18 protein-coding genes are annotated in these 23,165 nt (G+C 72.2%); 4 read left to right on the top strand and 14 right to left on the bottom strand.

The features are described 5' to 3' along the window. Positions 1-35: 35 nt before the first annotated feature. The 12 genes from rarD to GGQ54_RS05710 form a co-directional block, all read right to left on the bottom strand. The gene (rarD, locus tag GGQ54_RS05765; RefSeq protein ID WP_179444526.1) at positions 36-953 is read right to left on the bottom strand and encodes an EamA family transporter RarD; all 918 of its coding nucleotides are present in this window, start codon (positions 951-953) and stop codon (positions 36-38) included. Between the two features lie 76 nt (positions 954-1,029). Continuing rightward, positions 1,030-1,950: a hypothetical protein gene (locus GGQ54_RS05760; protein WP_179444525.1), complete on the bottom strand. Its 921-nt coding sequence runs from the start codon at positions 1,948-1,950 to the stop codon at positions 1,030-1,032. 173 nt (positions 1,951-2,123) lie between these two features. Further along, positions 2,124-3,221, bottom strand: a complete 1,098-nt coding sequence (locus GGQ54_RS05755; RefSeq protein WP_179444524.1) for a 2-oxoacid:ferredoxin oxidoreductase subunit beta — start codon at positions 3,219-3,221, stop codon at positions 2,124-2,126. Next, positions 3,218-5,179 carry a 2-oxoacid:acceptor oxidoreductase subunit alpha gene (locus GGQ54_RS05750; RefSeq protein WP_343045863.1) on the bottom strand — a complete coding sequence of 654 codons (1,962 nt, stop codon included), beginning with the start codon at positions 5,177-5,179 and terminating at the stop codon, positions 3,218-3,220. Before GGQ54_RS05750 ends, GGQ54_RS05755 begins: the two co-directional genes overlap by 4 nt. Positions 5,180-5,324: 145 nt before the next feature. Further along, positions 5,325-6,458: a uroporphyrinogen-III synthase gene (locus GGQ54_RS05745; protein WP_179444522.1), complete on the bottom strand. Its 1,134-nt coding sequence runs from the start codon at positions 6,456-6,458 to the stop codon at positions 5,325-5,327. Continuing rightward, the gene (gene cobA, locus GGQ54_RS05740) at positions 6,442-7,179 is read right to left on the bottom strand and encodes a uroporphyrinogen-III C-methyltransferase (RefSeq protein WP_179444521.1); all 738 of its coding nucleotides are present in this window, start codon (positions 7,177-7,179) and stop codon (positions 6,442-6,444) included. Before cobA ends, GGQ54_RS05745 begins: the two co-directional genes overlap by 17 nt. Beyond that, the gene (gene nirD, locus GGQ54_RS05735; RefSeq protein ID WP_179444520.1) at positions 7,179-7,583 is read right to left on the bottom strand and encodes a nitrite reductase small subunit NirD; all 405 of its coding nucleotides are present in this window, start codon (positions 7,581-7,583) and stop codon (positions 7,179-7,181) included. Before nirD ends, cobA begins: the two co-directional genes overlap by 1 nt. Further along, positions 7,580-10,189, bottom strand: a complete 2,610-nt coding sequence (nirB, locus tag GGQ54_RS05730) for a nitrite reductase large subunit NirB (protein ID WP_179444519.1) — start codon at positions 10,187-10,189, stop codon at positions 7,580-7,582. Before nirB ends, nirD begins: the two co-directional genes overlap by 4 nt. 40 nt (positions 10,190-10,229) lie before the next feature. Then, positions 10,230-11,729 carry an FAD-dependent oxidoreductase gene (locus GGQ54_RS05725; protein ID WP_179444518.1) on the bottom strand — a complete coding sequence of 500 codons (1,500 nt, stop codon included), beginning with the start codon at positions 11,727-11,729 and terminating at the stop codon, positions 10,230-10,232. Further along, a complete protein-coding gene (locus GGQ54_RS05720; protein ID WP_179444517.1) occupies positions 11,723-13,831 on the bottom strand; it encodes a molybdopterin oxidoreductase family protein in 2,109 nt (702 codons plus the stop codon). The genes GGQ54_RS05725 and GGQ54_RS05720 overlap by 7 nt, the downstream gene beginning before the upstream one ends. After that, positions 13,831-15,252 (bottom strand): MFS transporter, encoded by a 1,422-nt coding sequence (locus tag GGQ54_RS05715; RefSeq protein ID WP_179444516.1) that lies wholly within the window; start codon positions 15,250-15,252, stop codon positions 13,831-13,833. The genes GGQ54_RS05720 and GGQ54_RS05715 overlap by 1 nt, the downstream gene beginning before the upstream one ends. A gap of 78 nt (positions 15,253-15,330) precedes the next feature. Next, on the bottom strand, positions 15,331-16,587 hold the full coding sequence (locus GGQ54_RS05710) for an APC family permease (RefSeq protein ID WP_179444515.1): 1,257 nt from the start codon (positions 16,585-16,587) through the stop codon (positions 15,331-15,333). A 27-nt stretch (positions 16,588-16,614) separates the two neighbouring features. On the opposite strand from GGQ54_RS05710, the gene GGQ54_RS05705 reads away from it, so the two are divergent. The 4 genes from GGQ54_RS05705 to GGQ54_RS05690 all read left to right on the top strand — a co-directional run bounded on the left by GGQ54_RS05705 (position 16,615) and on the right by GGQ54_RS05690 (position 21,325). Continuing rightward, complete coding sequence (locus GGQ54_RS05705; protein ID WP_179444514.1) at positions 16,615-17,085, top strand: MarR family winged helix-turn-helix transcriptional regulator; 471 nt, start codon at positions 16,615-16,617, stop codon at positions 17,083-17,085. A gap of 424 nt (positions 17,086-17,509) precedes the next feature. After that, positions 17,510-19,039 (top strand): polyprenol phosphomannose-dependent alpha 1,6 mannosyltransferase MptB, encoded by a 1,530-nt coding sequence (gene mptB / locus GGQ54_RS05700; RefSeq protein WP_179444513.1) that lies wholly within the window; start codon positions 17,510-17,512, stop codon positions 19,037-19,039. Positions 19,040-19,055: 16 nt separating this feature from the next. Then, entirely contained in the window at positions 19,056-20,654 is a 1,599-nt protein-coding gene (gene mptB, locus GGQ54_RS05695) for a polyprenol phosphomannose-dependent alpha 1,6 mannosyltransferase MptB (protein WP_179444512.1), read from the top strand. Continuing rightward, complete coding sequence (locus tag GGQ54_RS05690) at positions 20,651-21,325, top strand: TMEM175 family protein (RefSeq protein ID WP_179444511.1); 675 nt, start codon at positions 20,651-20,653, stop codon at positions 21,323-21,325. Before mptB (GGQ54_RS05695) ends, GGQ54_RS05690 begins: the two co-directional genes overlap by 4 nt. On the opposite strand, the gene GGQ54_RS05685 is transcribed toward GGQ54_RS05690, so the two are convergent. Both GGQ54_RS05685 and GGQ54_RS05680 read right to left on the bottom strand, forming a co-directional pair. Further along, a complete protein-coding gene (locus tag GGQ54_RS05685) occupies positions 21,291-22,328 on the bottom strand; it encodes a 3-hydroxyisobutyryl-CoA hydrolase (RefSeq protein ID WP_179444510.1) in 1,038 nt (345 codons plus the stop codon). The genes GGQ54_RS05690 and GGQ54_RS05685 overlap by 35 nt on opposite strands. A gap of 12 nt (positions 22,329-22,340) precedes the next feature. After that, positions 22,341-23,141, bottom strand: a complete 801-nt coding sequence (locus GGQ54_RS05680; RefSeq protein ID WP_179444509.1) for an exodeoxyribonuclease III — start codon at positions 23,139-23,141, stop codon at positions 22,341-22,343. Positions 23,142-23,165: the final 24 nt, after the last annotated feature.

Genomic DNA, 23,165 nt, shown 5'->3' with positions numbered 1-23,165 from the left:
GCTCTGCCCGCCGGGTCGGCGGACCGGCCGCCAGCCTATCCGGCGCGGGCCTTCCGGGCGCGGCGGCGGACCACGATGGCGTACCCGGTGAGTAGGGAGAGCGCGATCCAGACCAGTACGAATCCCGCCCAGCGTGCCGGGCTCATCGGCTCGCCGAACCACGCGACGCCGAGGATGAACTGCAGGGTGGGGGCGAGGTACTGGGTCATCCCCATCGTGGAGAGTCGGATCCGCGGCGCGGCCCAGGCGAAACACAGCAGCGGGATCACCGTGACCACGCCGGCGCAGATCAGCAGTGCGTCGTAGCCCGGGCCGAGCGTGCCGAAGCTGCCGACGCCGCGGGCGGCGAGCCAGCCGAGGTAGGCGGTTGCCGGGATCAGCACGACACCCGATTCGATCACCAGCGTGACGATCGGGTCGGCGGGGGCGAACTTCTTGAGTACGCCGTAGGTGGCGAAGCTGGTGGCCAGGGTGAGCGCGATCCACGGCGGGTGGCCGTAGTCGATGGTCAGCACAATCACCGCCGCGAAGGCCAGCCCGATCGCGGCCCACTGTGCCGGGGCGAGGCGCTCGCGCAGCACGAGCACGCCGGCGAGGATCGACAGGATCGGGTTGATGTAGTAGCCGAGCGAGGCCTGCACGACCTCGGCGTGGGTGACCGCCCAGATGTAGACGCCCCAGTTGACCGAGATCACCACCGCGGCCGCCGACAGCAAGAGCATGGCGCGACGATTGCGGAGGGTACGCAGCAGCGGCCGGCGGGCGATGATCAACGCGATCAACGCGGCGACGACGAAGGCCCAGACGATCCGGTGCGCGAGCAGCTCGACGGCCTGGCTGCGATTCAGCAGCGGCCAGAACAGCGGGACGAGCCCCCAGATGGCGTACGCCCCGATCGCCGCCAGCACCCCCGCGCCGGACTCCGCCGGAGCTGCCGGTGTCTGCTTTGCCACGCCCCCATCGTGTCGTCAGTTATCGCCCGCCGCACGCGTGTCCGGGCGGCGATACCTCACGAAGGGATCGGGCGGGTCAGGCGGCGCGCGCGGCGAGCAGCCGGCGGAGCAGTGTCGTGACCCGGACGAAGTCGGTGCGCTGGTCGCCGGCGTCGGCCCGCAGGACGCGCCAGCCGCCGCCGACCCAGGCCTCGTCGCGGCGGATGTCGCTGCTGAGCTGTGCGCCGTCGCGGTGGTGCGCGCCCTCGTACTGCAGGGCGATCCGCTCCCGGCGATATCCCAGATCGGCCTCGGGGGAGTGGGGGTCGTCGGGATCGAGCCGGAGCTGCGTCTGTGGTTCGGGCAGTCCGGCCTCGATGATCGCGAGCCGCAGGCGCGTCTCCGGCGGTGAATCCGACCCCTGGCGGACCAGGGCATGTGCCTCGCGGCCGAGGACGACCCCGGCCCGCCACTCGTTCAGCTCCAGGATGTGGCCCAGGTCCTCCCGCGCGCACCACGGTTCGAGGTGGGCATCCAGATTGCGCCGCGGCCGCCGGATCAGTTGATCCCCGATGATCACCGCCTCGGCGAGGGTGAGTGCGGGTAGCAGCTCGAACCAGGCGCGGGCCCGGGTGGCAATGCGCAGGCCGCCGACGGTGGTGATCTCCTCCTCCGTCACGCGGGCGGCGTGGCCGCGCACGCGTCGCCGGCGCGCCGGCTCGCAGGTGTTGCCGCGGCTGATGTGGAGGGTGGAGTCCGAGGCTAACCTCGTCGGCAGCCAGAAGCCGTGGAGCTGTCCGGCGCTGGCATGGGAGACCCATCCATCGGGGGTGAGAGCGAGCACGGCACGGGCGTGCTCGGCGAGGGGAAGCTCGCCCGCCGGCGCTCGGATGTCGCGGCTGGGCGATTGCAGATCGCTGGCCCGGAGTCGCTTCTCGGTCACGGGGTACGCCGCGGCATCGGCCAGCGTGAATGCCCGCCCGCGCAGGGCCCGCGGCAAGGGCTCGGGACTCGGCATGCCTCGATCCTGCCGCCGCGCCGACGCCTGAACCAGCGGCTGGCGGGGTTGTCCACAGCCCGTTTCCCCGGGCTTGATTTGTGTCGTCAGTTATCGCCGCCTGACGGTCCCGTCAGGCGGCGATAACTGACGACACAAATCGGGGGGTGGCGTGGGGTGGCGTGGGGACCAGGTCAGGCGACGGTCCAGGTGTCCCGGCCGGCGAGGAGGGCCTGCAGCTCGGTGTCTGCACCCGACGGCTCGCCCTCGCGGCGCTCGCCCTGGGCGGTCCGGATCTGCTCGCGGGCGAGGTCGTCGTAGGTGGCCCGGGGAACATCGCGGAAGATGCCGATCGGGGTGCGGTTCAGCACGCCGGCATCGGTCAACCGGGACAGCGCGAAGGCATACGACGGGTCGTCGCGATGAGCGTCGTGGACGACGATGGCGTCCTCGCCGACCTCGGCCACCTTGGCCACCGAGAACTCCCCGCTGACCGGGTCCCGTACCAGTCCGAGCTCGCCGGCGCCGAAGATCACCTTCTCGCCGTGCTTGAGCGGGATGATCGCCTGCGGCGCGGTGTCCTTGTCCTTGATCGCGTCGAACGCGCCGTCGTTGAAGATCGGGCAGTTCTGGTAGATCTCCACCAGCGCGGCGCCGCGATGCTCCGCGGCGGCGGTCAACACCTCGGTCAGGTGCGCCCGGTCGGAGTCGATGGTCCGGGCGACGAAGCTGGCCTCGGCCCCGAGCGCCAGCGACACCGGGTTGAACGGCGCATCCAGCGAGCCCATCGGCGTCGACTTGGTGATCTTGCCGACCTCCGATGTCGGCGAGTACTGCCCCTTGGTCAGCCCGTAGATCCGGTTGTTGAACAGCAGGATCGTGAAGTTCACATTGCGGCGCAGTGCGTGGATCAGGTGATTGCCGCCGATCGACAGGGCGTCGCCGTCGCCGGTGATCACCCACACGCCGAGGTCCTCGCGCGCGGTGGCGATGCCGGTGGCGATCGCGGGCGCGCGGCCGTGGATCGAGTGCATCCCGTAGGAGTCCACGTAGTAGGGGAAGCGCGACGAGCAGCCGATGCCCGACACGATCACGGTGTTCTCCTTGCGGATGCCGATCTGCGGCATGAACCCCTGGAACGCCGCGAGCACGGCATAGTCGCCGCACCCGGGGCACCAGCGCACCTCCTGGTCGGAGGTGAAGTCCTTGCGGTTCAGCGGTTCCAGGGCCAGGGGTACGCCCGCCAGCCCGCGCGGGCCGGCCGTCGAACCGTTCGTGATCACCTCGGTCACTGCTGCCTCCCATGATCGAAGACGACTTCGTGTTGGCCGTGCTGCTCCGGCTCCGCGGCCAGTTCGGACTCCTCCGGCACGGGTCCGACCTCGTCGCGGACCAGCTCCAGCAGGTCGTGGGCGAGCTCGGCCAGCGAGATCGGCAGGCCGCGTACCCGCGAATAGGACTGCACGTCCACCAGGTACTTCGCGCGCAGCAGCATCGCCAACTGGCCGAGGTTCATCTCGGGCACGATCACCTTGTCGTAGCGCCGCAGCACCTCGCCGAGGTTGGCCGGGAACGGGTTCAGGTGCCGCAGGTGCGTCTGCGCGATGTGCCCGCCGGCATTGCGCACCCGGCGTACCGCCGCCGCGATCGGGCCGTAGGACGAACCCCAGCCCAGCACCAGCAGCCGCGCCTTGCCGTCCGGATCGTCGACCTCGAGATCGGGGATCTCGCGCACGATGCCGTCGATCTTGGCCTGCCTCAGGTTGATCATCTTCTCGTGATTGGCCGGATCGTAGGACACGTTGCCGGTGCCGTCGGCCTTCTCGATGCCGCCGAGCCGGTGCTCCAGCCCGGCCGTCCCCGGGATCGCCCACGGCCGCGCCAGCGTCTCCTCGTCGCGCCGGTACGGCAGGAAGGTCGGCTTCTCGTTGCCCTTGGCGTCCGTCGCGGTGCCGTTCGGCTCGGTCGCGAAGCCCGGATCGATCGGCTCGATCGCCGCCAGATTCGGCACCTCCCACGGCTCCGCTCCGTTGGCGAGATAGCCGTCGGAGAGCACGACGACCGGGGTGCGGTACTTGATCGCCCAGCGCGCCGCCTCCACCGCCGTGTCGAAGCAGTCGCTCGGGGTCTGCGCCGCCAGCACCGGCACCGGCGCCTCGCCGTTGCGGCCGTAGAGCACCTGCAGCAGGTCCGCCTGCTCGGTCTTGGTCGGCATGCCCGTCGACGGGCCGGCGCGCTGCACATCGCAGATGATCATGGGCAGCTCGGTCATCACGCCGAGGCTGATCGTCTCCATCTTCAGCGACACGCCCGGGCCGGAGGATGTGGTGACTCCCAGGTGTCCCGCGAAGCTCGCGCCGAGCGCCGCGCCGACCGCGGCGATCTCGTCCTCGGCCTGGAAGGTCGTCACCCCGAACGCCTTGTGCTTGGACAATTCGTGCAAGACGTCGGAGGCCGGCGTGATCGGGTACGCACCGAGGAACAGCGGCAGCCCCGCCTTGTGCGCGCCCGTGATCAGGCCGTAGGCCAGCGCCGTGTTGCCGGTGATCTGACGGTAGGTGCCGGTCGGCATCGGCGCCGGGTCGACCTGGTAGGTGACCGCGAAGGTCTCGGTCGTCTCGCCATAGGCATGGCCGGTCCGGAAGGCGGTGAGGTTGGCGTCGCGGATATCGGGCTTGTTGGCGAACTTCGTCGACAAGAACTCCAGCGTCGACTCCACGGGTCGGTGGTAGAGCCAGCTCAACAGCCCGAGCGCGAACATGTTCTTGGCGCGCGAGGCGTCCTTGCGGGACAGGCCGAAGTCCTTCACGGCCTCGACGGTCATCCCGGTCAGGTCCAGCGCGTGCACCTGGTAGGCCTCCAGCGAGCCGTCCTCCAGCGGGCTCTCGGCGTACCCCACCTTCTGCAGATTGCGCTTGGTGAACTCCGCGCTGTCGGCGATGATCAGCCCGCCGCGCGGCAGATCGGACAGGTTCGCCTTGAGCGCCGCCGGGTTCATCGCGACCAGCACGTCCGGCCGATCGCCGGGGGTGAGGATGTCGTAATTGGCGAAGTGCAACTGGAAGCTGGACACGCCGGGCAGCGTGCCGGCGGGGGCGCGGATCTCGGCTGGGAAGTTCGGCAGGGTGGAGATGTCGTTGCCGAACAACGCCGAGTCCGCGGTGAACCGGTCGCCGGTGAGCTGCATGCCGTCGCCGGAGTCGCCGGCGAACCGGATCACGACCCGGTCGAGGTTCTTGACTGCTGTCACCCGTTGGCCTTTCGCATCTACGCCACGCCGGTTTCCGCAACGGCGGCGTCCCGAATTTCGGAGCAACGTCCATCGTAGGTGCTCAACCACGGTTGACCGCATCCGCCAGTTGCTGGGACGCGGACCGGGCGCGCGGGAGCGGCGCTCAGCGGGCGACGGACGCCGCGGGCACGGCCAGCCGGTAGCCGCGGCGGATGACGGTACGCACCAGGTCGCTCGGCGCCAGGGTGCCGCGCAACCGCGCCACCGCCATCTCGGCGGCGTGCGGGTCGACGGAGCTGCCCGGGAGGGCGCGCAGGATGTCGTCGCGGTGCACGACGGCGCCGCCCGCCTCGGCGAGCACCCGCAGCACGGCGAGGCTGGCGGGCGAGAGCGGCAACACCTCGCCGTCCAGCAGCGCCGCGCCGCGCAGCAGCCGCAGCTCGCCGCCGCAGGTGAGCAGCCGCAGCCCGCGCCGCTCGCCGAGCTCGCGGACGATGCCGCGGACCAGCGCGCCGAGCCGGAAACGGTCGGGCACCAGGGGTTGCACGCCGAGCTCGAGCAGCGGCCCGGCGGTGATCACGCCGACCGCCGCGGCCAGGACCCCGTCCTCGTCGGCGAAGGCCTGCGCGACCTCGGCCAGCACCCGCTGCTCGGTGGCGGCGTCGAGGAAGGCCGCGACGCCGGGGGCGGAGGTGAAGGCGACGGCATCGCATTCGCGACGGGCGACGAGCCGCACGCTCTCGGCGACCGCAGCCGGGTCGGGCGCCGGCCCCCAGCGGTAGACGACCAGCGAGCAGACCTCGGCACAGGCGGTCGCGAAGGCCTCGTCGAGGCCGTCCGCGCCGGACCCGTGGTGCTGGATGGCGATCCGCTGACCGGCCACCCCCTCACTCAGCAGCAGGTCGGCGATCTCGGCGCTGGTCTCGGACTCGGCGACCCAGTCCGCGGTCAGCCCGGCGGCCTGCAGGGCCCCGCGCGCCTTGGGTCCGCGCGCGATCAGCCGCGACTGCCCGAGCACACGGAGGAGTGGGGTCGCCACCCCCGCGGCGTCGGCCGCCTCCAGCCAACCGCGAAAGCCGACGCCGGTGGTGATCACGGTGACATCCGGCGGCTTCTCGATCAGTTCGGTGGTACGCCGGAAGAGCTCGCTGTCGTCGACGTGCGGCACCACCGAAAGGGTCGGGGCGTGCAGTACCGACGCGCCCCGGCGCTCCAGGGCTGCGGCGAACTCGGCGGCCCGGCGCTGCGCGGTGAGGACCACGCGGCAGCCGGAGAGCTGATCAGGCGACGGCTGCATCGACCACCTCGCCCAGCTCGGCGCCCAGTGCGGCCACCGGGCCGATCACGATCACCGCGGGGTTGGCCAGTTGCGTCTTCGTGACCCGCGCGGGCAGTTCGGCGAGCGGGGCTCGGACCACCCGCTGCCCGGCGCCCCAGGCGCGCTGCACGACGGCGGCGGGCGTGGCGGCGGGTTTGCCCGCCCGCAGCAACCCGGCGGTCAGCTCCGCCAACCGCGCCATGCCCATCAGTACGACCAGCGTGTGTGGCCACGCGGCGAGGAATGCGGGCGACAGCTCGTCGTGTCCGGAGATGACCAACAGCCCCTGGGCGACCCCGCGGTGGGTGACCGGGATGCCGGCGGCGGCGGGTGCGGCGATGGCCGAGCTCACCCCGGGCACTACCTCGACCTCGACGCCGGCGGCGCGGCAGGCCGCGACCTCCTCGCCGCCGCGGCCGAGCAGGAACGGGTCGCCGCCCTTCAGCCGGACGACCGCGCGCCCGGCCCGGGCGTGGTCGACCAGCAGCGCGTTGATCTCGGCCTGCGGCACGGGGTGATGGTAGGGCGTCTTGCCGACGTCGATGATCTCCGCGCGCAGGCCGACCAGCAGCCCGCGCGGGGCCAGCCGGTCGGCGACGACCACGTCGGCGGACTGCAACGCCCGCAGGCCGCGGACCGTGATCAGGTCGTCCGCGCCCGGGCCGCCGCCGACCAGCACGACGCGGCCCGTCCCGGGCATCAGGCGACCTCGGCGCGGGGGATCGCGACGGCCGGGCGTACCTGCACCCACTCCTCGCGCACCCGGACGTCCCAGCGGCCCAGCTCGACGCCGGGCTCGCTCAGGCACTCGCCGGTACGCAGATCGAACACCTGCTTGTGCAGCGGGGAGGCGACCGTCGGCACCAGCTCGTCGCCGATCCGCGCGGAGCCGACGATGCCGCGGGCGATCACGTTCACCCCGGTGAACGGGTCGCGGTGGCCGACGGCGAACACCCGGTCGTCGTGCAGCCGGAAGATCGCCACCTGTCGGCCGGCGACGAGTGCGGCGACCCCGCGCTCGACGGGCAGCCGCGCGACCGTGCAGACCGTGGTCCAGGCGGGGAGGGCGGAGGTGTGCCGGTGGTGGAGCTCGGTGGTGGTCATTGCGGGTCCTTCCTGCGGGTGGGGAGCCGGGAATCCGAGATCAGTACGGGTTCGCGATCGGGCGTGATCAACTGCAGCCCGCCGGAGGCCGCCGCGGCGCGCTCGGCCGGGGTCGCCGGCCGCCGCTGACCGCGCTCGCCGACATAGGCAAGATCGGGATCGGGCGTCTGCGCCGCATTGACGAAGGATCCGAACCGGGCCAACTTGTCCGGGTCGTCGAGCACCTCGCCCCACTCGTCGCGATAGCCCGCGACGTGGGCGGCCATCGCGGCGTCCAGATCGGCCGCCACCCCGAGCCGGTCGTCGACGATCACCTCGCGCAACCGGTCCAGCCCGCCGTCCAGCGACTCCAGCCAGCCGGCGGTGCGCTGCAACCGGTCGGCGGTGCGCACGTAGTAGATCAGGAAACGGTCGATCAGCGTGATCAACCCGTCGTCGTCCAGGTCCTCCGCGAAGAGCTGGGCGTGCTTGGGCGAGAAGCCGCCATTGCCGCCCAGGTAGAGATTCCAGCCCTTGTCCGTGGCGATCACGCCGACGTCCTTGCCGCGCGCCTCGGCGCACTCCCGGGCGCAGCCGGAGACTCCCAGCTTGATCTTGTGCGGCGCCCGCAGTCCGCGGTAGCGCAGCTCCAGCCGGATCGCCATCGCGACCGAGTCCTGTACGCCGTAGCGACACCAGGTCGAGCCGACGCAGGACTTCACGGTCCGCAGCGCCTTGCCGTAGGCGTGGCCCGATTCGAAGCCGGCCTCCACCAGGCGCCGCCAGATCTGCGGCAACTGCTCCACCCGCGCCCCGAACAGATCGATCCGCTGGCCGCCGGTGATCTTGGTGTAGAGCCCGAACTCGCGCGCCACCTCGCCGATGGTGATCAGCCCGTCCGGGGTGATCTCGCCGCCCGGGATGCGCGGCACCACCGAGTAGCTGCCGTCCTTCTGCAGGTTGGCGAGCATGTGGTCGTTGGTGTCCTGCAGCGCGCCCTGTTCGCCGGAGAGGATGTGCCCGTTGCCGAGGCTGGCGAGGATCGAGGCGACCACCGGTTTGCAGATGTCGCAGCCGCGCCCGCCGCGGCCGTGTCGGGCGATGATCTCGGAGAAGGTGCCGAGCCCGGTCAGGCGTACCGCCTCGAAGAGCTCGGCCCGGCCCAGCGCGAAGTGCTCGCAGAGCGCGCGGGAGACCTCGATCCCGGCGGCCGCCAGCTCGGTCTCCACCAGCCTCTTGACCAGCGGCAGGCACGACCCGCAACTGGTGCCCGCCTTCGTGCAGCCCTTCACCGCGGCCAGATCGGTGCAGCCGTGCTCGCTGACCGCCGCGCGCACCGTGCCCGCGGTCACGTTGTTGCACGAGCAGACCGCGGCGGCATCGGGCAACTGCTCGGAGCCCGGCGCGGCAGTGCCGCCGACCAGGTAGGCCGACGGGTCCGCGGAGAGTTCGGTGCCGAGCAGCGGCCGCAGGGTCGGGTACGCCGACGCGTCGCCGACCAGGATCCCGCCCAGCAGCGTCCGGGCGTCGTCGGAGACGACCAGCTTGCCGTAGCGGCCGGTGACCGGATCGGCGTGCACCACCTCCAGCGCGCCCGGGGTCGTCGCGAACGCGTCCCCGAACGAGGCGACGTCGACGCCGAGCAGCTTGAGCTTGGCCGAGGTGTCCGCACCCGGGAAGGTGCCCTGCCCGCCGAGCAGGCGGTCGACCGCGATCTCGGCCATCGCATTGCCCGGGGCGATCAGCCCCCACACGGCACCGCCGATGCAGGCCACCTCGCCGATGGCCAGGATCGCCGGGTCGCTGGTCCGGCAGCCGGCATCCACCACGGCGCCGCCGCGCTCGCCGATCGCCAGCCCGGCGTCTCGGGCCAGCTCGTCGCGCGGGCGTACCCCGGTGGCGAAGATCACCAGATCGGCGTCGAGCTCGGCCTCGCCCAGGTCGAGCGCGCGGACCGCGCCCGCGTCGTCGGCGAGCACCTGCTTGGTGGCGGTGCCGGTCCGCACGTCCACGCCGAGTCCGGCGATGATCCGGGCCAGCTCGGCGCCGCCGCCCTCGTCGACCTGCAGCGGCATCAGCCGCGGCGCGAACTCGATCACGGCCGCCTCGGCGTTCATCGCCCGCAGCGCGCCGGCCGCCTCCAGGCCGAGCAGCCCGCCGCCGATCACCGCACCGCGGACCGGACGGTCGAGCCGTGCCGCCAGCTCGTGGACGCAGGCCTCGATGCTGCGCACGTCGTCGATCGTGCGATAGACGAAGGAGTTGATCAGATCGCTGCCCGGGACCGGCGGCACGAACGCCCGGGATCCGGTCGCCAGGACCAGCGCGTCGTAGCCCAGCTCGCGTCCGTCGGCGAGGGTGACGGTACGCCGATCGCGGTCGATTGCCGTCGCGGCGACCCCGCTGACCAACTGCACACCCGGCCGCTTCCACAGCCCGGGATCGCCCAGGGCGAGGGCATCCGCGCCGCCGGTGAAATAGCTGGTCAGGGCGACCCGGTCGTACGGCGCGTGCGGCTCCTCGCCGACGACCGTGACGGCGGCGGATCCGTCGCGGTCGGCCAGCGCCTCGACGAACCTCTGGGCGACCATGCCGGCGCCGATCACCACGATTCGCTGGTCGGTCATGATCACCTCCGGTTTCGATCCACCTGCTCGGTCCCCGACGCTAGGTGGCGCTTGTTTCGGCGAGCGGTGCGGAATGTTTCGGCCCTGCAACAAGGCCCTCACTCCCGTCACGATCACCGGTGACCCTGTCCGCCGCGGCCTGCAGCAGCGCGGCGACCAGACCGGTGCAGGAGCCGCAGCCGGTGCCGGCGCGGGTGGCGCACGCCACTTCTTCCACGGTCCGGGCGCCGCAGTCGTGGGCCCGGTCGATCTCGGCCCGGTTCACGCCGTTGCAGCGGCAGACCGTGGCGGCGGCGGGCAGGTCCGTGGGATCGGTACGTCGCCCGTCGCCGGCGAGCAGGAGCTCCGCGGGGTCGGGCGGCAGCGCCGTGCGTCGCTCGAAGGCCACCGTGAGGTCGGCCGCCGTGCGCGGGGCCCCGACGCAGACGGCGCCGACCAGTCGGTCGTCGCGGACCGCGATCCGCACGGCGCGCCGGGCCGCGGCATCGGACAGTTCCAGCACCCGCGTACCGCCGGCCTCCGTCGTCGCCCAGTCGAGCTCGCCGAGGGCGGTCACCTGCAGGCCCACCGCCTTCAGCGCGATCACCTCGCCGGCCGCCTCCGGCGGGCGCCGGGCCTCGCCGCGCAGCCGGCTCGCCAGGCGGTCGGCCTGTGCCCAGCCAGGTGCCAGCAGGCCGGGGCAGCCCTCGTCCGGTGTCTCCGCACAGTCGCCGATGGCTGCGATCGCGGGGTCGGCCGGGCTCAGCAGGTCCTCGCCCACCACGACCCCGCGCCGGATCGGCAGGCCGGCGGCGCGGGCGAGTTCGGTGCGCGCAGAGACGCCGGCGGTGACCACCAGCAGCGAGGTCGGCACCCGGGTCGGGCCGGCCGCCGTGGCCAGGGTGAGGACGGTCAGCCGGGTGCCACGGTGGCCCCAGCCGCGTACCTCGGCGTTGTTGATCACCCGTACCCCGAGATCGGTGAGCGTGGCCTCGGCGATCCGGCCGGCGCCCTCGGGCAGTTGGCGCTGCAGCGGGTACGGGCCGTTGTTGATCAGCGTGACGTTGACGCCGTGGGTACGCAGCCCGCAGGCCAGCTCCACCCCGAGCAGCCCGCCGCCGAGCACGGTGATGTCGTCATGGGTGGCGGCGGCCGCCAGCAGCTCGCGGCAGTCGTCGAGGTCGCGCAGCGTGCGCACCCCGGGCGGCGGCTCGCTCGGGGCGCCGGGCAGCGGCAGCCGGGCCCGGGCCCCGGTGGCGAGCACGCACAGGTCGTAGGGGTGTTCGGTGCCGGCGCTGTCGCGCACGCGGCGGCGTACCCGATCGATCGCGGTCGCCGCGACCCCGCGCAGCACCGTCGCCTCCGGCGGCGGTCCGGGAAGCTCCAGCGAGCCCAGCTCGGCGCGGCCGGCGATCACCTCGGAGAGCTGCAGCCGGTTGTACGCGGCGTAGGGCTCGGCGCCGAGGACGGTGATCTTCGCGCCGCAGCCCGCCAGCCCCGCGCAGAACCGGGAGCCGACCATGCCGTTGCCGATCACCACGATCCGCATCCCGTTCAGCATGCCGCCTCCTTGATCTTCGTCACCTCGACCGCGCAGACCTTGAACTCGGGCATCCCGCTGACCGGGTCGGTCGTCGGATTGGTCAGCGTGTTGGCGCGCTCCTGCCCGGGGAAATGGAACGGCATGAACACCACGTCGGGCCGCAGGTCGGCGCTGATCCGCGCCGGCGCGCAGGCCTCCCCGCGCGCCGAGCGGACCCGGACCAGCTCGCCCTCGGCGACTTCCAGGCGCCGGGCCAGCCGCGGGTGCAGCTCGACAAAACCGCTGCCCTGCACGCGATTCAGCGCGGCCACGCGGCGGGTCTGCGCGCCGGACTGGTACTGCTGCAGCACCCGCCCGGTGATCAGGTAGATCGGTGCATCGGGTCGAAGATCATCGTCCACCGGGGCGGGCTCGACCGCGATCATGGCCGCGCGCCCGTCGGGGGTGGCGAACCGCTCGGCGAACAGCCGCGGCGTGCCGGGATGATCATCGGCCGGACAGGGCCAGTGCAGCGCCTCGCCGCGGTCCAGCCGTTCGGGGGTGATGCCGCCGTAGTCGGCGATCCCGCCCGCGCTCGCGCGGCCCAGCTCGGCGAGCACCGCATCGGGATCGGTGGGGAAGTCGGCGCGGCAGCCGAGCCGGCCGGCCAGGTCGGCCAGCACGCGCAACTCGTCGCGCACCCCCTCGGGCGGCGGGACCGCGCGCCGGCGCCGCAGCACACGGCCCTCCAGCGAGGTCATGGTGCCGGTCTCCTCGGCCCACTGGGTGACCGGTAGCACGACATCGGCCAGCTCCGCGGTCTCGGAGCGGAAGAAGTCGCACACCACCAGCAGGTCGAGCGCCGCGAGCCGCTCGGTGATCACCTGCGCATCGGGGCCGCTGATCACCGGGTTGGCGCCGTGCACGAACAGGGCGCGCGGCCCGCCCGGCGTACCGAGCGACCGCAGCAGTTGGACGGCCGGTACGCCCGGGCCCGGGATCGTCTCGGGAGCGACTCCCCACACGCTCGCCACGTGTTCCCGGGCGGCGTGATCGGTGATCTTGCGGTAGCCGGGGAGCTGATCGTTCTTCTGCCCGTGCTCGCGGCCGCCCTGGCCGTTGCCCTGGCCGGTGATCGCGCCGTAGCCGCTGCCGGCGCGCCCGGGCAGGCCGAGCGCCAGCGCGAGGTTGATCACCGCGGTCACCGTGTCGGTGCCGTGGGCGTGCTGCTCCGCGCCCCGACCGGTCAGCAGGTACGCCCCCGCACCACCGCGTGCGGGGCTCGCGGCGGCGAGTAGCCGGGCGGCCTGGCGCAAGGCATCGGCTGGTACGCCCGAGGCCCGCTCGACGCGTTCGGGCCACCACTGGGCGGCGGCCGCGCGTACCCGTGGCCAGCCCGTGGTGCGGGACGCGAGATAGTCCTCGTCGCAACGGTCCTCGGCGATGATCACCTGCAACAGGCCGAGCAGCACCGCGAGATCGCTGCCCGGAAGATTGCGCAGATGGATGCCGGCGCCGTCGTCGGTGAGCCGCGCGGTCTCGCTGCGCCGCGGATCGATCGCGATCAGCCCGCCGCGCTCGCGGATGCTGGCGAGGTGGCGGACCGCCGGCGGCATCGTCGCGGCGAGATTGGACCCGGCGAGCAGGACGGCGTCGGCGCCGCCGAGATCGGCCAGCGGGAACGGCAGCCCGCGGTCCAGCCCGAAGGCGCGGTTGCCCGCCGCGGCCGCCGACGACATGCAGAACCGGCCGTTGTAGTCGATCATGGATGTGCCGAGCGCGAGCCTGGCGAACTTGCCGAGCAGGTAGGCTTTCTCGTTGGTCAGCCCGCCGCCGCCGAAGACGGCCACGGCGTCGCGCCCGGACTCGTCCTGCACCCGGCGTACCCGCTCGATGATCACGGCGTACGCCTCGTCCCAGCTGGCCGGCACCAGCGCACCGTCGCGCCGGACCAGCGGCGTGGTCAGCCGGTCGGGATGGTCCAACAGCGTTGCCGCGGTCCAGCCCTTCTGACACAGCCCGCCGAGGTTGGTCGGGAAGTCGCGCGGGGCGACGCTGACCGTGCGGTTGCCGCCCGTCTCGTCGACGGTCAGCGTGATCGCGCACTGCAGGGCGCAGTAGGGGCAATGCGTGTCGGTCATCAGATCCGGGCGCCGAAGCCGCGGCCGTAGAGGCGCCAGGTGAGGATGCCGAAGATCAGGTACACGCCGATGATCGCCAGCAGGGCGGGCACGATCGAGCCACCCGACAGCGCCATCGACAGCGAGAATCCCTGCGGGATGACGAAGCCGCCGTAGGCGCCGATGGCGCCAACGATACCGATCGCGCCTCCGGTCAGGCGCAGGGTGGCGAGCCGGCCGGCGGGGGAGCGGTCCGGTTCGGTGGCGGCGAAAACCGCCGGGATCATCCGGTAGATCGAACCGTTGCCGATTCCGGTGAAGACGAACAGGCAGACAAAGCTGATCATGAAGGCGGCCAGGCTTCCGGCCTGGAGGGCGAAGATCGCGCCGCCGGCGCCGAGCGCCATTCCGGCGAACGAGATCACCGTGATCACCCAGCCGCCGACCCGGTCGGCGACGATCCCGCCGAGCGGCCGGGACAACGAGCCGACCAGCGCGCCGAGGAAGGCGATCTTCAGGCTGGCCTCGGGGAAGGCGTCGGTGAGCAGCTTGGGGAAGGCGCCGGCGAAGCCGATGAAGGACCCGAACGTGCCGATGTAGAGCAGGGACAACAGCCAGGTCTGCGGACGGCGTACCGCCGCGGCGAACGACTTCGGGTCGGCCTTGGCGTCGGCGACATTGTCCATGAAGCGCCAGGCCAGCATGGCCGCGAGCAGCACGAACGGGGCGAAGACCCAGCCGACCGCGGGCAGGTTGGGCACGGTCGCACCGGCCGACATGGTCGTGGCGCCGATCAGCACCACCAGCGGCGCGGTGAACTGCACGGCCGCCGTGCCCAGGTTGCCGCCGGCCGCGTTCAGGCCGAGCGCGGCACCCTTCTCCGCCGCGGGGTAGAAGAAGGAGATGTTGGTCATCGAGGAGGCGAAGTTGCCGCCCCCGAAGCCGGCCAGCGCGGCGACCACCAGCAGGACGGGGAACGGCGCGTGCGCCGACACCGCGAGCGCGAGCCCGACAGTCGGCGCCAACAGCAGCAGCGCCGAGATCACCGTCCAGTTCCGGCCGCCGACCAGCGGGACCGCGAACGTATAGGGGATCCGCATGGTCGCGCCGACCAGGATCGGGATCGACACCAGCCAGAACTGCTCGGCATTGCTCAGCGCGAGCGGACCCGTGTAGCCCCACGCGGCAAGCATCGGCACCGCGATGCCCCAGAGCGCGAAGACGCCGAAGCCGAGGAACTCGGCGAAGATCGACAGCCACAGATTGCGCCGGGCGATCGCGCGCCCTCCGCCGTCCCACTGGGCGCGGTTCTCGGGGTCCCAGCCGTGCAGCCAGCGGCCGGGCGCGCCGCGCAGGCCGGTACGCGCGGCGCTCGCCCCGGCGCTCGTTGTGGCTTCGGGCGCGACGTCGGGGGTGACGTCCGGGGATTGGGTGGTGGTCACGGCGGCCTCCTGCTCGGGTGTGCCGCCGACGCTAGGAGGGCCGTGTTTCAGCCGATCGCGGTGCGCGTTACCGGCTGATCACCGCTTGCTCACCGGGGCGCCGGCTGCCCGTGAGGCGCGCCGGCGGGCGAACAGCACGGACATCGCCAGCGCGACCAGGCCGATGCCGAGGGCGGGCAGGCTGCTCGGCCCGTTCCCGATCACGGCCGCTCCCATCACCACCAGCACGGCGAGATTGGCGATGCCCAGCCCGCGCGGCCCGCCCCGGATCAACCAGGCGAGCACGCACATCACATACATCGCGATGAAGGTCGCGCTGGAGGCCGCCAGCCCGGCGACGATCAGTTCCGGCCGGGCGAGCAGGACCGCCGTGGTCAGCGCGAAGAGGATGCCCATCAGGCCAAGCGCGCGCCGGCGACGGGCCAGGCCGCGCGGCAGCATGGCCCGCTCGGCCGCACCGATGATCATCGTCGACACGCCACGCAGCCAGGCGACCGCGTTGATCAGCATGGCCACCACGGCGACGCCGACGCCCGCCGCCGTCGCGGCCGGCCCGAGGCCGGCGGCGAGCTGCAACAGGCCGCCCACCGGGTCGAGGCGTTCCGGCGCCACATTGGCGGCGATGGCCACGGTGAGGCCGATCGCGACGACGCCGAGCACGGCCAACGCGGTGGCGGCGATCGGCACGAAGTCGCGGTGCGGATCGGGCAGCTCATCGCTCAGGAAGGTCAGGTTCTCGAAGCCGATGAACGCCCAGCAGGCGAGGGTCACCCCGGCGGGCAGGAGCTGCCACCAATCGGCGCCCGGTAACAGATCGGCGCGCTGGCTGCCGCCGGCCAGGGCGGTGACGATCAGCCAGCCGCAGACGATCAGCAGCGACCAACTGCCGAGCAGGCCGACGGCATCCCCGGTCCGCAGCCCCGCGAGATTCGTCGCGAGGGCGGTGCCGAGCACGGCAAGCGCGGCGATCGGCTCGGCGGCCGGCCAGCCGGTGGCCAGCGCGACGAACCGTCCGGCGACCATCGCCCCGGTCGGCAGGCCGATCCCCACCACGCCGACGAACATCACCGGGATCATTCCGCCCGCGACATCGCCGAGGCCGCGGCGGACGAGCGACTCGAGCCCGATCCCGCCCGGATCCCGGCGCACGGACGCGCCGAACATCAGCAACATCGGTACGCACATCGCGAGCGCGACCAGCCAGGCGAGCACCGCGGCGTCGCCGGCCGCGGCCAGCACCGCGCTCGGCGTACTCAGCAGGCCCGCGCCGGCGATCGAGCCGATGGCGAGCGCCAGCGCCCGGACATATCGGTACGCGGAGCGTCGGGAGATCATACGACAGGAGGTTGCTATAGTGACAACATGTTGTCAACATCCGAGCCCGATCCCGGTGACCTGCACGGCGCGTACCGGCTGCTGATCGCCGATGTGTACGAGTTGGCCACGCTGACCCGGCGGATCAGCGACGCGGAGACCGCCCCGCTGGGACTGACGTCGGCGCAGTGGCATGTGCTCAGTGCGATCAGCGAGGAGCCGCGAACGGTGGCCGCCGTGGCCCGCCGGCTCGGGTTGACCCGGCAGGCGGTGCAGCGGGTGGCCGACGTGTTGGTCGATGCCGGGCGGGCGGAGCGGCGGCCGAATCGCGATCACCGGACCGCCCCGCTACTGGCGATCACCGCCGACGGGCGCGCCGTCCTCGATGAGCTGTGGACGACCACCCGCGAACGCCGGGCCGACCCATTGCGCCGCGCCGGGCTGTCGCCGGAGGACCTGGCACAAGCCGATGCCACCCTGCGCGCCGTCCTCGCCGCCCTTCGCGACGGCTCCGCCTGATGCCCGGATCCGCCATGCTCCCGCGGGCCGAACCGGCAGGCGCGGGCCGAGTAACGTTCGCGGGTGCCGGTTGGGTTCGCGTTTGGGTGGGCCTGACCTCATCCGCGGGCTGAACCGGCAGACGCGGGCTGAGTAACGTTCGCGGGTGCCGGTTGGGTTCGCGTTTGGGTGGGCCTGGCTCCATCCGCGGGCTGAGTCGGCAGGTGCGGGCTGAGTATCGTTCGCAGATGCCGGTTGAGCTCGCAGGTGCCGGTTGAGCTCGCGGGTGCCGGTTGGGCTCGCAAGCTGGATGGCGTACCCGACGCACGGAGGCCCAGAACCCGACTGCGGTCGTATTTCCCACCGCCGGGGCGCTCCCGTAGCCTGTCTCACCGGACCCCGATGCCCTGATCCCCGGGCCCGACGTCACTGGAAGGAGCCGCCCGTGCTGCAGGCTGCCGGCTCGCTGTGGTTGACGCGGGTCCGCGCATTCTGGGCCGGGCTGGTCACCGAGGTTGCGCGGGCCTGGGCCGTCGCGGCGGTACGCCGGGGCCTGCTGGCGACCGCGATGATCTCGATCGGCGCCTTCACCCCGGCCTTCACCCCGGCGAATTCGCCCTGGCTGGCGTACCTGCCCTGGCTCGGCGAGAGCCAGACCTGGAAGCTGATCGCCACGGTGCTCACGCTGGTCGGCACGCTGATGCTGGTCGACGCGTGGTTCCAGCTCCGGCCCCGAGTGCACGGCCCCCGGCCCGATCTACGGGTCGTGGTCGCGCTCTGGGCGCTGCCGATGCTGCTGGGGCCGCCCATCTTCAGCCAGGACTCCTACGCCTATGCGGCCGAGGGCTGGATGCTGCACAACGGCGAGAATCCCTACGAGATGGGCGTCGGGATGATGCCCGGCCCGTTCGGCGAGCAGGCGGTGCTGGTCTGGCGCTACACCATCGCGCCGTACGGGCCGTTGTCGCTGCAGCTCAGCGAGTTCGTGGTCGGGCTGTTCAACTTCAACCCGTACTGGTCCTCCACCCTGGGCATGCGGCTGCTCTCGATCGCGGGCATGGCGCTGATCGCCGGCTGCCTGCCGGCCCTGGCCCGCCGCTTCGGCGCGGACCCGGCGACGGCGATCTGGTTCGCGGTCGCCAACCCGCTCGCCGTCACGCACTTCATCGGCGGCGCCCACAACGATGCCTGGATGCTCGGCCTGGTCGTGCTGGCGCTCTGGCTCGCCACCCGCGGTCGCTTCCTGCTCGCCTGCGTCGCGGTCGCCGCCGCCACCGCGATCAAGCTGCCGGCGATCGTGGTCGCCGTCCCGGTCGCGCTGATCGCGCTGCCCGTGTCGAAGCGGGGTACGCGCTGGCAGCGCGAGTTCCAGATGATCGTGCATGTCTCGATCGCCTCGACGCTGACGGTGCTGGCCTTCGTCGCGATCTCGCTCGCCACCGGCCTCGGCTGGGGCTGGATCGAGGGGCTGAACGTGCCCGGCATCGTCGTCACCATGGCGCCCTGGGTGCTGCTGGGCGAGGTCGCCCGGATCGGTCTCTACGAGCTCGGCCTCTACGACGCCGGGCGCCGCGCGGTGCGGATCTTCCGGCAGACCGGGATGGTCGCCACGGTGGTCGGCATCTTGTGGCTGTTCCACCGCTGGGCGTTGCGGCGGCCGATGGACTTCGTCACGGCGGCCATCGCGGCCATCACGGTCGGCGGCCCGGCCCTGCACCCGTGGTACTTCACCTGGGCCTCGACGCTGCTGCCGCTGACCAATGCCTCCCTGCTGGTCCGCCGGATCGGCGCCTTCACGGTGACCATCGGCATGTACGCCAGCATCATCGTCTACTGCTTCCTCAACGACACCCTGCTGCTCGGCATCATCGCGGTCGTGCCGTTCCTGTGGCTCGGCTGGATCAACGACCGGATCCACTTCCCCGCCCGCGGGGTGCCGCGGCCCGGCCGGCCCGAGCTGGTCCCGGCGCACTGAGGCGGGGGAGCGGGCAATGACCTGGGGTGAACTGCTGAGGCGCCGCTGGGCGGTGCTGCGGGCGCTGGTCGCCGACGCATGGGCCGTTGCGTCGGTACGCCGCGGCATGGTGGCGAGCCTGCTGCTCGCGCTCGGCGCGATCTCCCCGGCGTACCTGCCGGAGAACTCGCCGTGGTACGACATCGTGCCCTACCTGAACACCCCGCCGATGCGGGCGCTGGCGACCGGTCTGACATTGTTCGGCGTGATCATGCTGGCCGACGCGTGGTTCCAGCTCCGGCCGCGGATCGGCCGCCCGCTGGTCGACATGCGGGTCGTGGTGGCGCTGTGGACGCTGCCGATGCTGTTCGCGCCGCCGGTCTTCAGCGACGATTCCTACGCCTATGCCGCCGAGGGCTGGCTGATCCACAACGGCGTCAACCCCTACAACGAGGGTGGCGTCTCCCAGATCCCGGGCGTCTGGGCCGAGCAGGTGATCCCGATCTGGCGCTACACCCCGGCGCCCTACGGCCCGGTCGCGCTCCAGATCAATCATCTGGTCGTCGACCTGTTCGGCTTCAATCCCTACTGGTCCTCCACGCTCGGCATGCGGCTGCTGTCCATGATCAGCATGGTCGTGGTCGCCGCGTGCCTGCCGGCGCTGGCCCGCCGGGTGGGCGCCGATCCGCGGCTGGCGCTGTGGTTCGCCATCGCCAACCCGGTGGTGATGATCCACGTGATCGGCGGCGCCCACAACGACGCCGTGATGCTTGCCCTGCTGGCGCTCGCGCTCTGGATGGCCAACAAGGGCCGCTTCCTGGTCGGCTGTCTGCTCGTCGCCGCCGCCACCGCCGTCAAGATCCCCGCCATCGTCGGCGTGGTGCCGGTGGCGCTGCTCGCCATGCCGCCGCAACCGGCCGGCCGGGCCAGCACGCTGGCCCGACAATGGCACAGCGCGCTCGTGGTCGCCGTCGGCACGGTGGCCACGGTGATCGCCTTCGTGGTGATCTCGCTGGCCTGCGGACTCGGCTGGGGGTGGGTCCAGGGCCTGAACGTGCCCGGCATGGTCAGCACGATCGCCCCGACCACGATGCTGGGCGAGATCGTGCAGAACGCGCTGAATGAGCTCGGTTACTACGACATCGCCCGTCGGGTGGTCCGCATCTTCCGCCAGGTCGGCATGATCATCACCGTCTTCGGGGTGCTGTACCTGTACTTCCGGCACGCCTATCGGCGCCCGATCGACTTCCTCGCCTACGCCCTGGTGGCGATCACCATGGGCGGCCCGGCGCTGCATCCGTGGTACCTCACCTGGTGGGGCACCTTCCTCCCGCTCACCCACTTCTCCCGCCGGGTGGTCCGGCTGTCCTGCTGGGGCGTGATCATCGTTCTGGCCTTCAGCTTCCTGCAGTACGCCGATCGCAACTCCCAGGGCATCATCGGCATGGTCGGCATGCTTGCCATCGTGTGGGCCGGCTGGGCCAACGACCGGCTCGCCTTCGGCGGGCCACCCAACGGGGGCGGGGCCGGGCCCTCGGGCCGGTTGCGGCCGGAGGAGCTTCGGCCCGATGCTTTCCGGTACGAGCCGCCCTCGCGGCGCCCGGACCGCCGACTCGTGACGGGATCGACCAGATGACCGAATCGTCCACCCACGAACCACTGAAACCGCCCGCGCACCGCGGCGGCCGGCTGGCCTTCGTCGACACCAGCCACCGCTTCGGGGCGTTCACCGATGCGGCGGTGGCGATTGCGCTGACGCTGTTGGCGCTGCCGCTGCTGGAAGGCGTCGTCGAGGCGTCGGCGGAGCACCTGACGACCCTGGAGTACCTGTCCGAGCGGCGCGCGGAACTGATCGGGTTCGTGATCAGCTTCCTGGTGATCGGCGTCTTCTGGTTGCAGCACCATCGGATCTTCCGCGCCGACACGCCGATGTCGCCGGCCCGCTCGCTCGTCAACCTCGCCTGGCTGCTGACCATCGCCTGGCTGCCGGTGGCGACCGCGTTGGACACGGGGCTGCCCGGCGACGCCGCGCAGACCCTGGTCTACATCGGTTCGATGGCGCTCAGCAGTTGGCTGTTGTTCGTGCTCGCCGTCCTCGAGTACGCCGCCCGGGCGCGAGCCGGCCTGCCGAATCCCGATCGATCCATCCTTGCGGCACCGCTGGCCATGTCGATCCTCTACACCCTCGCCGCGCTCATCGGCGCCCTGACCGGCACGGGCGCGCTGGCGCTGTTCCTGCTGGCGCTCACCTGGCCGCTGCGCGGCCTGTTGGTCAGGCTCGGGCTGCGCTCCCGTCCGACGGAGTGAAGGCCGCCTCGACCTCGGCGGGGTCCACCTCGTCCAGCGAGGCGTGCCGCCACTTCGGGTTGCGGTCCTTGTCGACCAGTTGCGCGCGCACGCCCTCGGCGAAGTCGGGCTCGGCCAGGAAGCGTCGGCCGAGGACGAGATCTTGGGCCAGCACCTCGTGCACCGACGACATCGCAGCGGCCCGGCGCAGCGCCGCGAGGGTGACGGAGACCGAGAAGGGTGAGCGCGCCCGGATCGCCTCCGCGGCGGCACGGGCGTCGGCGTCGTCGGAGGCCTCCAGCCGGGCAACGATCTGTGCGGCATCGTCGCCGGCGTAGGCCTCCAGCCACGCCGGCAGCTCGACGGGCTCGGGCACGCTGGTCAGCTCGTCGATCGACTCGCCGCGGGCCAGGGTGTCCAGCACCTGCGGGATGCTTGCGGAGTCGATCATGGCGTCGGCCAGCCCGGCCGTGATCGCGCTGGGGCCGTCGATGGTGGAGCCGGTCAGGGCCAGATGGGTCCCGAACTCGCCGGGGGCGTTGGCCAACAACCACAGCGCGCCGACATCGGGGAACAGGCCGATGATCGTCTCCGGCATCGCGATCTTGGTCCGCTCGGTGACCAGCCGCCGGTTGCCGTGGGCCGAGATGCCGACCCCGCCGCCCATCACGATGCCGTCCATGATCGCCACATACGGCTTGGGGTAGTCGGCGATCTGGGCATTGACGGCGTACTCGCTGCGCCAGAACTCATACGGCTGATCAAGGTCGCCCGCGGCGATGGCCTCGCGTACCGCCCGCACGTCGCCGCCGGCGCACAGGCCACGCTCGCCGGCGCCGGTGATCGCGACCGCAGCGATGGCGTCGTCGTCGGCCCAGCGCCGCAGGACGGTGCCGATGTCGGTGACCATCGGCGTGGTCAGGGCGTTGATCGCTTTCGGCCGGTTGAGTTCGATGCGGCCGAGCGCGCCGTCGTCGGCGAATCGGACGTCGTCGGTGTCCAGGGTGAAGTAGTCGACCACCATCGCACCCTAGCCTCAGCGGTAGTCGACGACCACCGGGGCGTGGTCGGACATCCGCCGGTCGTAGCTCGGGTCCCGGCGGGTGCCGCCGGTGGTGGCGGCCGCGGCCAGGCCGGGGCTGGCGAGCTGGTAGTCGATCCGCCAGCCTGCGTCGTTGTTCCACGCCTGCCCCCGCCAGCTCCACCACGAGTAGGGCCCGGGACCGTCGGGGTGCAGCCGGCGTACCACGTCGACCAGCGTCCGGGGGGACAGGATGGACCCGAACCACTCGCGCTCCTCGGGCAGGAATCCGGGGGAGCGCCGGTTGGCCCGTGGGTTGGCCAGATCGTGTTCGGTACGGGCGATGTTGAAGTCGCCGGTGACCACGAACTCGCGGCCCGCGCGACGCGCGTCGCGACGAGCCCTGGTCAGGTGCCTCGCCAGCGCCGGGAGGAACCGCATCTTCCGCCGGTACGCCTCGGCGCGCTCGTGATCATCCGGCGAGGCCCCCTTGGGCAGGTAGAGGGAGGCGACGGTGACCTCGGGCAGGTCGACCTCGATCCAGCGGCCCTCGTGGGCGAACTCCCGAGCGCCCATCGACGTGCGCACCGCCAGCGGCGCCTCCCGCGAGGCGACGGCCACCCCGTTGCGGCCGGGCAGCGAGCCGGCGTCGTAGGAGAGGTGGTAGCCCTCGAACACCTCGTCCGGCACCAGCTCCGGCGCTGCCCGCATCTCCTGCAGGGTGACGATGTCGGGACGCTCGGCCTCCAGCCAGTCCCGCAGGCCGCGGCGCTGCGCGGCGCGGATGCCGTTCACGTTCAGGGTGGCGATGCGCACGCGGCGTGATGCTAGCGGGACGGG

Origin of the sequence: Naumannella cuiyingiana, assembly GCF_013408305.1 — a bacterium.
Classification (GTDB): domain Bacteria; phylum Actinomycetota; class Actinomycetes; order Propionibacteriales; family Propionibacteriaceae; genus Naumannella; species Naumannella cuiyingiana.
This window is presented reverse-complemented; position numbering and strand designations above follow the sequence as displayed.

What these genes read in the sequence shown, in the direction of transcription:
- GGQ54_RS05760 (WP_179444525.1), bottom strand. Translation starts at nt 1,950, where the DNA reads ATGCCGAGTCCCGAGCCCTTGCCGCGGGCCCTGCGCGGGCGGGCATTC.
- nirB (WP_179444519.1), bottom strand. Translation starts at nt 10,189, where the DNA reads ATGACCGACCAGCGAATCGTGGTGATCGGCGCCGGCATGGTCGCCCAG.
- GGQ54_RS05710 (WP_179444515.1), bottom strand. Translation starts at nt 16,587, where the DNA reads ATGATCTCCCGACGCTCCGCGTACCGATATGTCCGGGCGCTGGCGCTC.
- GGQ54_RS05685 (WP_179444510.1), bottom strand. Translation starts at nt 22,328, where the DNA reads ATGGTGGTCGACTACTTCACCCTGGACACCGACGACGTCCGATTCGCC.
- nirD (WP_179444520.1), bottom strand. Translation starts at nt 7,583, where the DNA reads ATGACCACCACCGAGCTCCACCACCGGCACACCTCCGCCCTCCCCGCC.
- GGQ54_RS05705 (WP_179444514.1), top strand. Translation starts at nt 16,615, where the DNA reads ATGTTGTCAACATCCGAGCCCGATCCCGGTGACCTGCACGGCGCGTAC.
- GGQ54_RS05725 (WP_179444518.1), bottom strand. Translation starts at nt 11,729, where the DNA reads ATGCTGAACGGGATGCGGATCGTGGTGATCGGCAACGGCATGGTCGGC.
- GGQ54_RS05745 (WP_179444522.1), bottom strand. Translation starts at nt 6,458, where the DNA reads ATGCAGCCGTCGCCTGATCAGCTCTCCGGCTGCCGCGTGGTCCTCACC.
- mptB (WP_179444512.1), top strand. Translation starts at nt 19,056, where the DNA reads ATGACCTGGGGTGAACTGCTGAGGCGCCGCTGGGCGGTGCTGCGGGCG.
- GGQ54_RS05720 (WP_179444517.1), bottom strand. Translation starts at nt 13,831, where the DNA reads ATGACCGACACGCATTGCCCCTACTGCGCCCTGCAGTGCGCGATCACG.
- cobA (WP_179444521.1), bottom strand. Translation starts at nt 7,179, where the DNA reads ATGCCCGGGACGGGCCGCGTCGTGCTGGTCGGCGGCGGCCCGGGCGCG.
- GGQ54_RS05690 (WP_179444511.1), top strand. Translation starts at nt 20,651, where the DNA reads ATGACCGAATCGTCCACCCACGAACCACTGAAACCGCCCGCGCACCGC.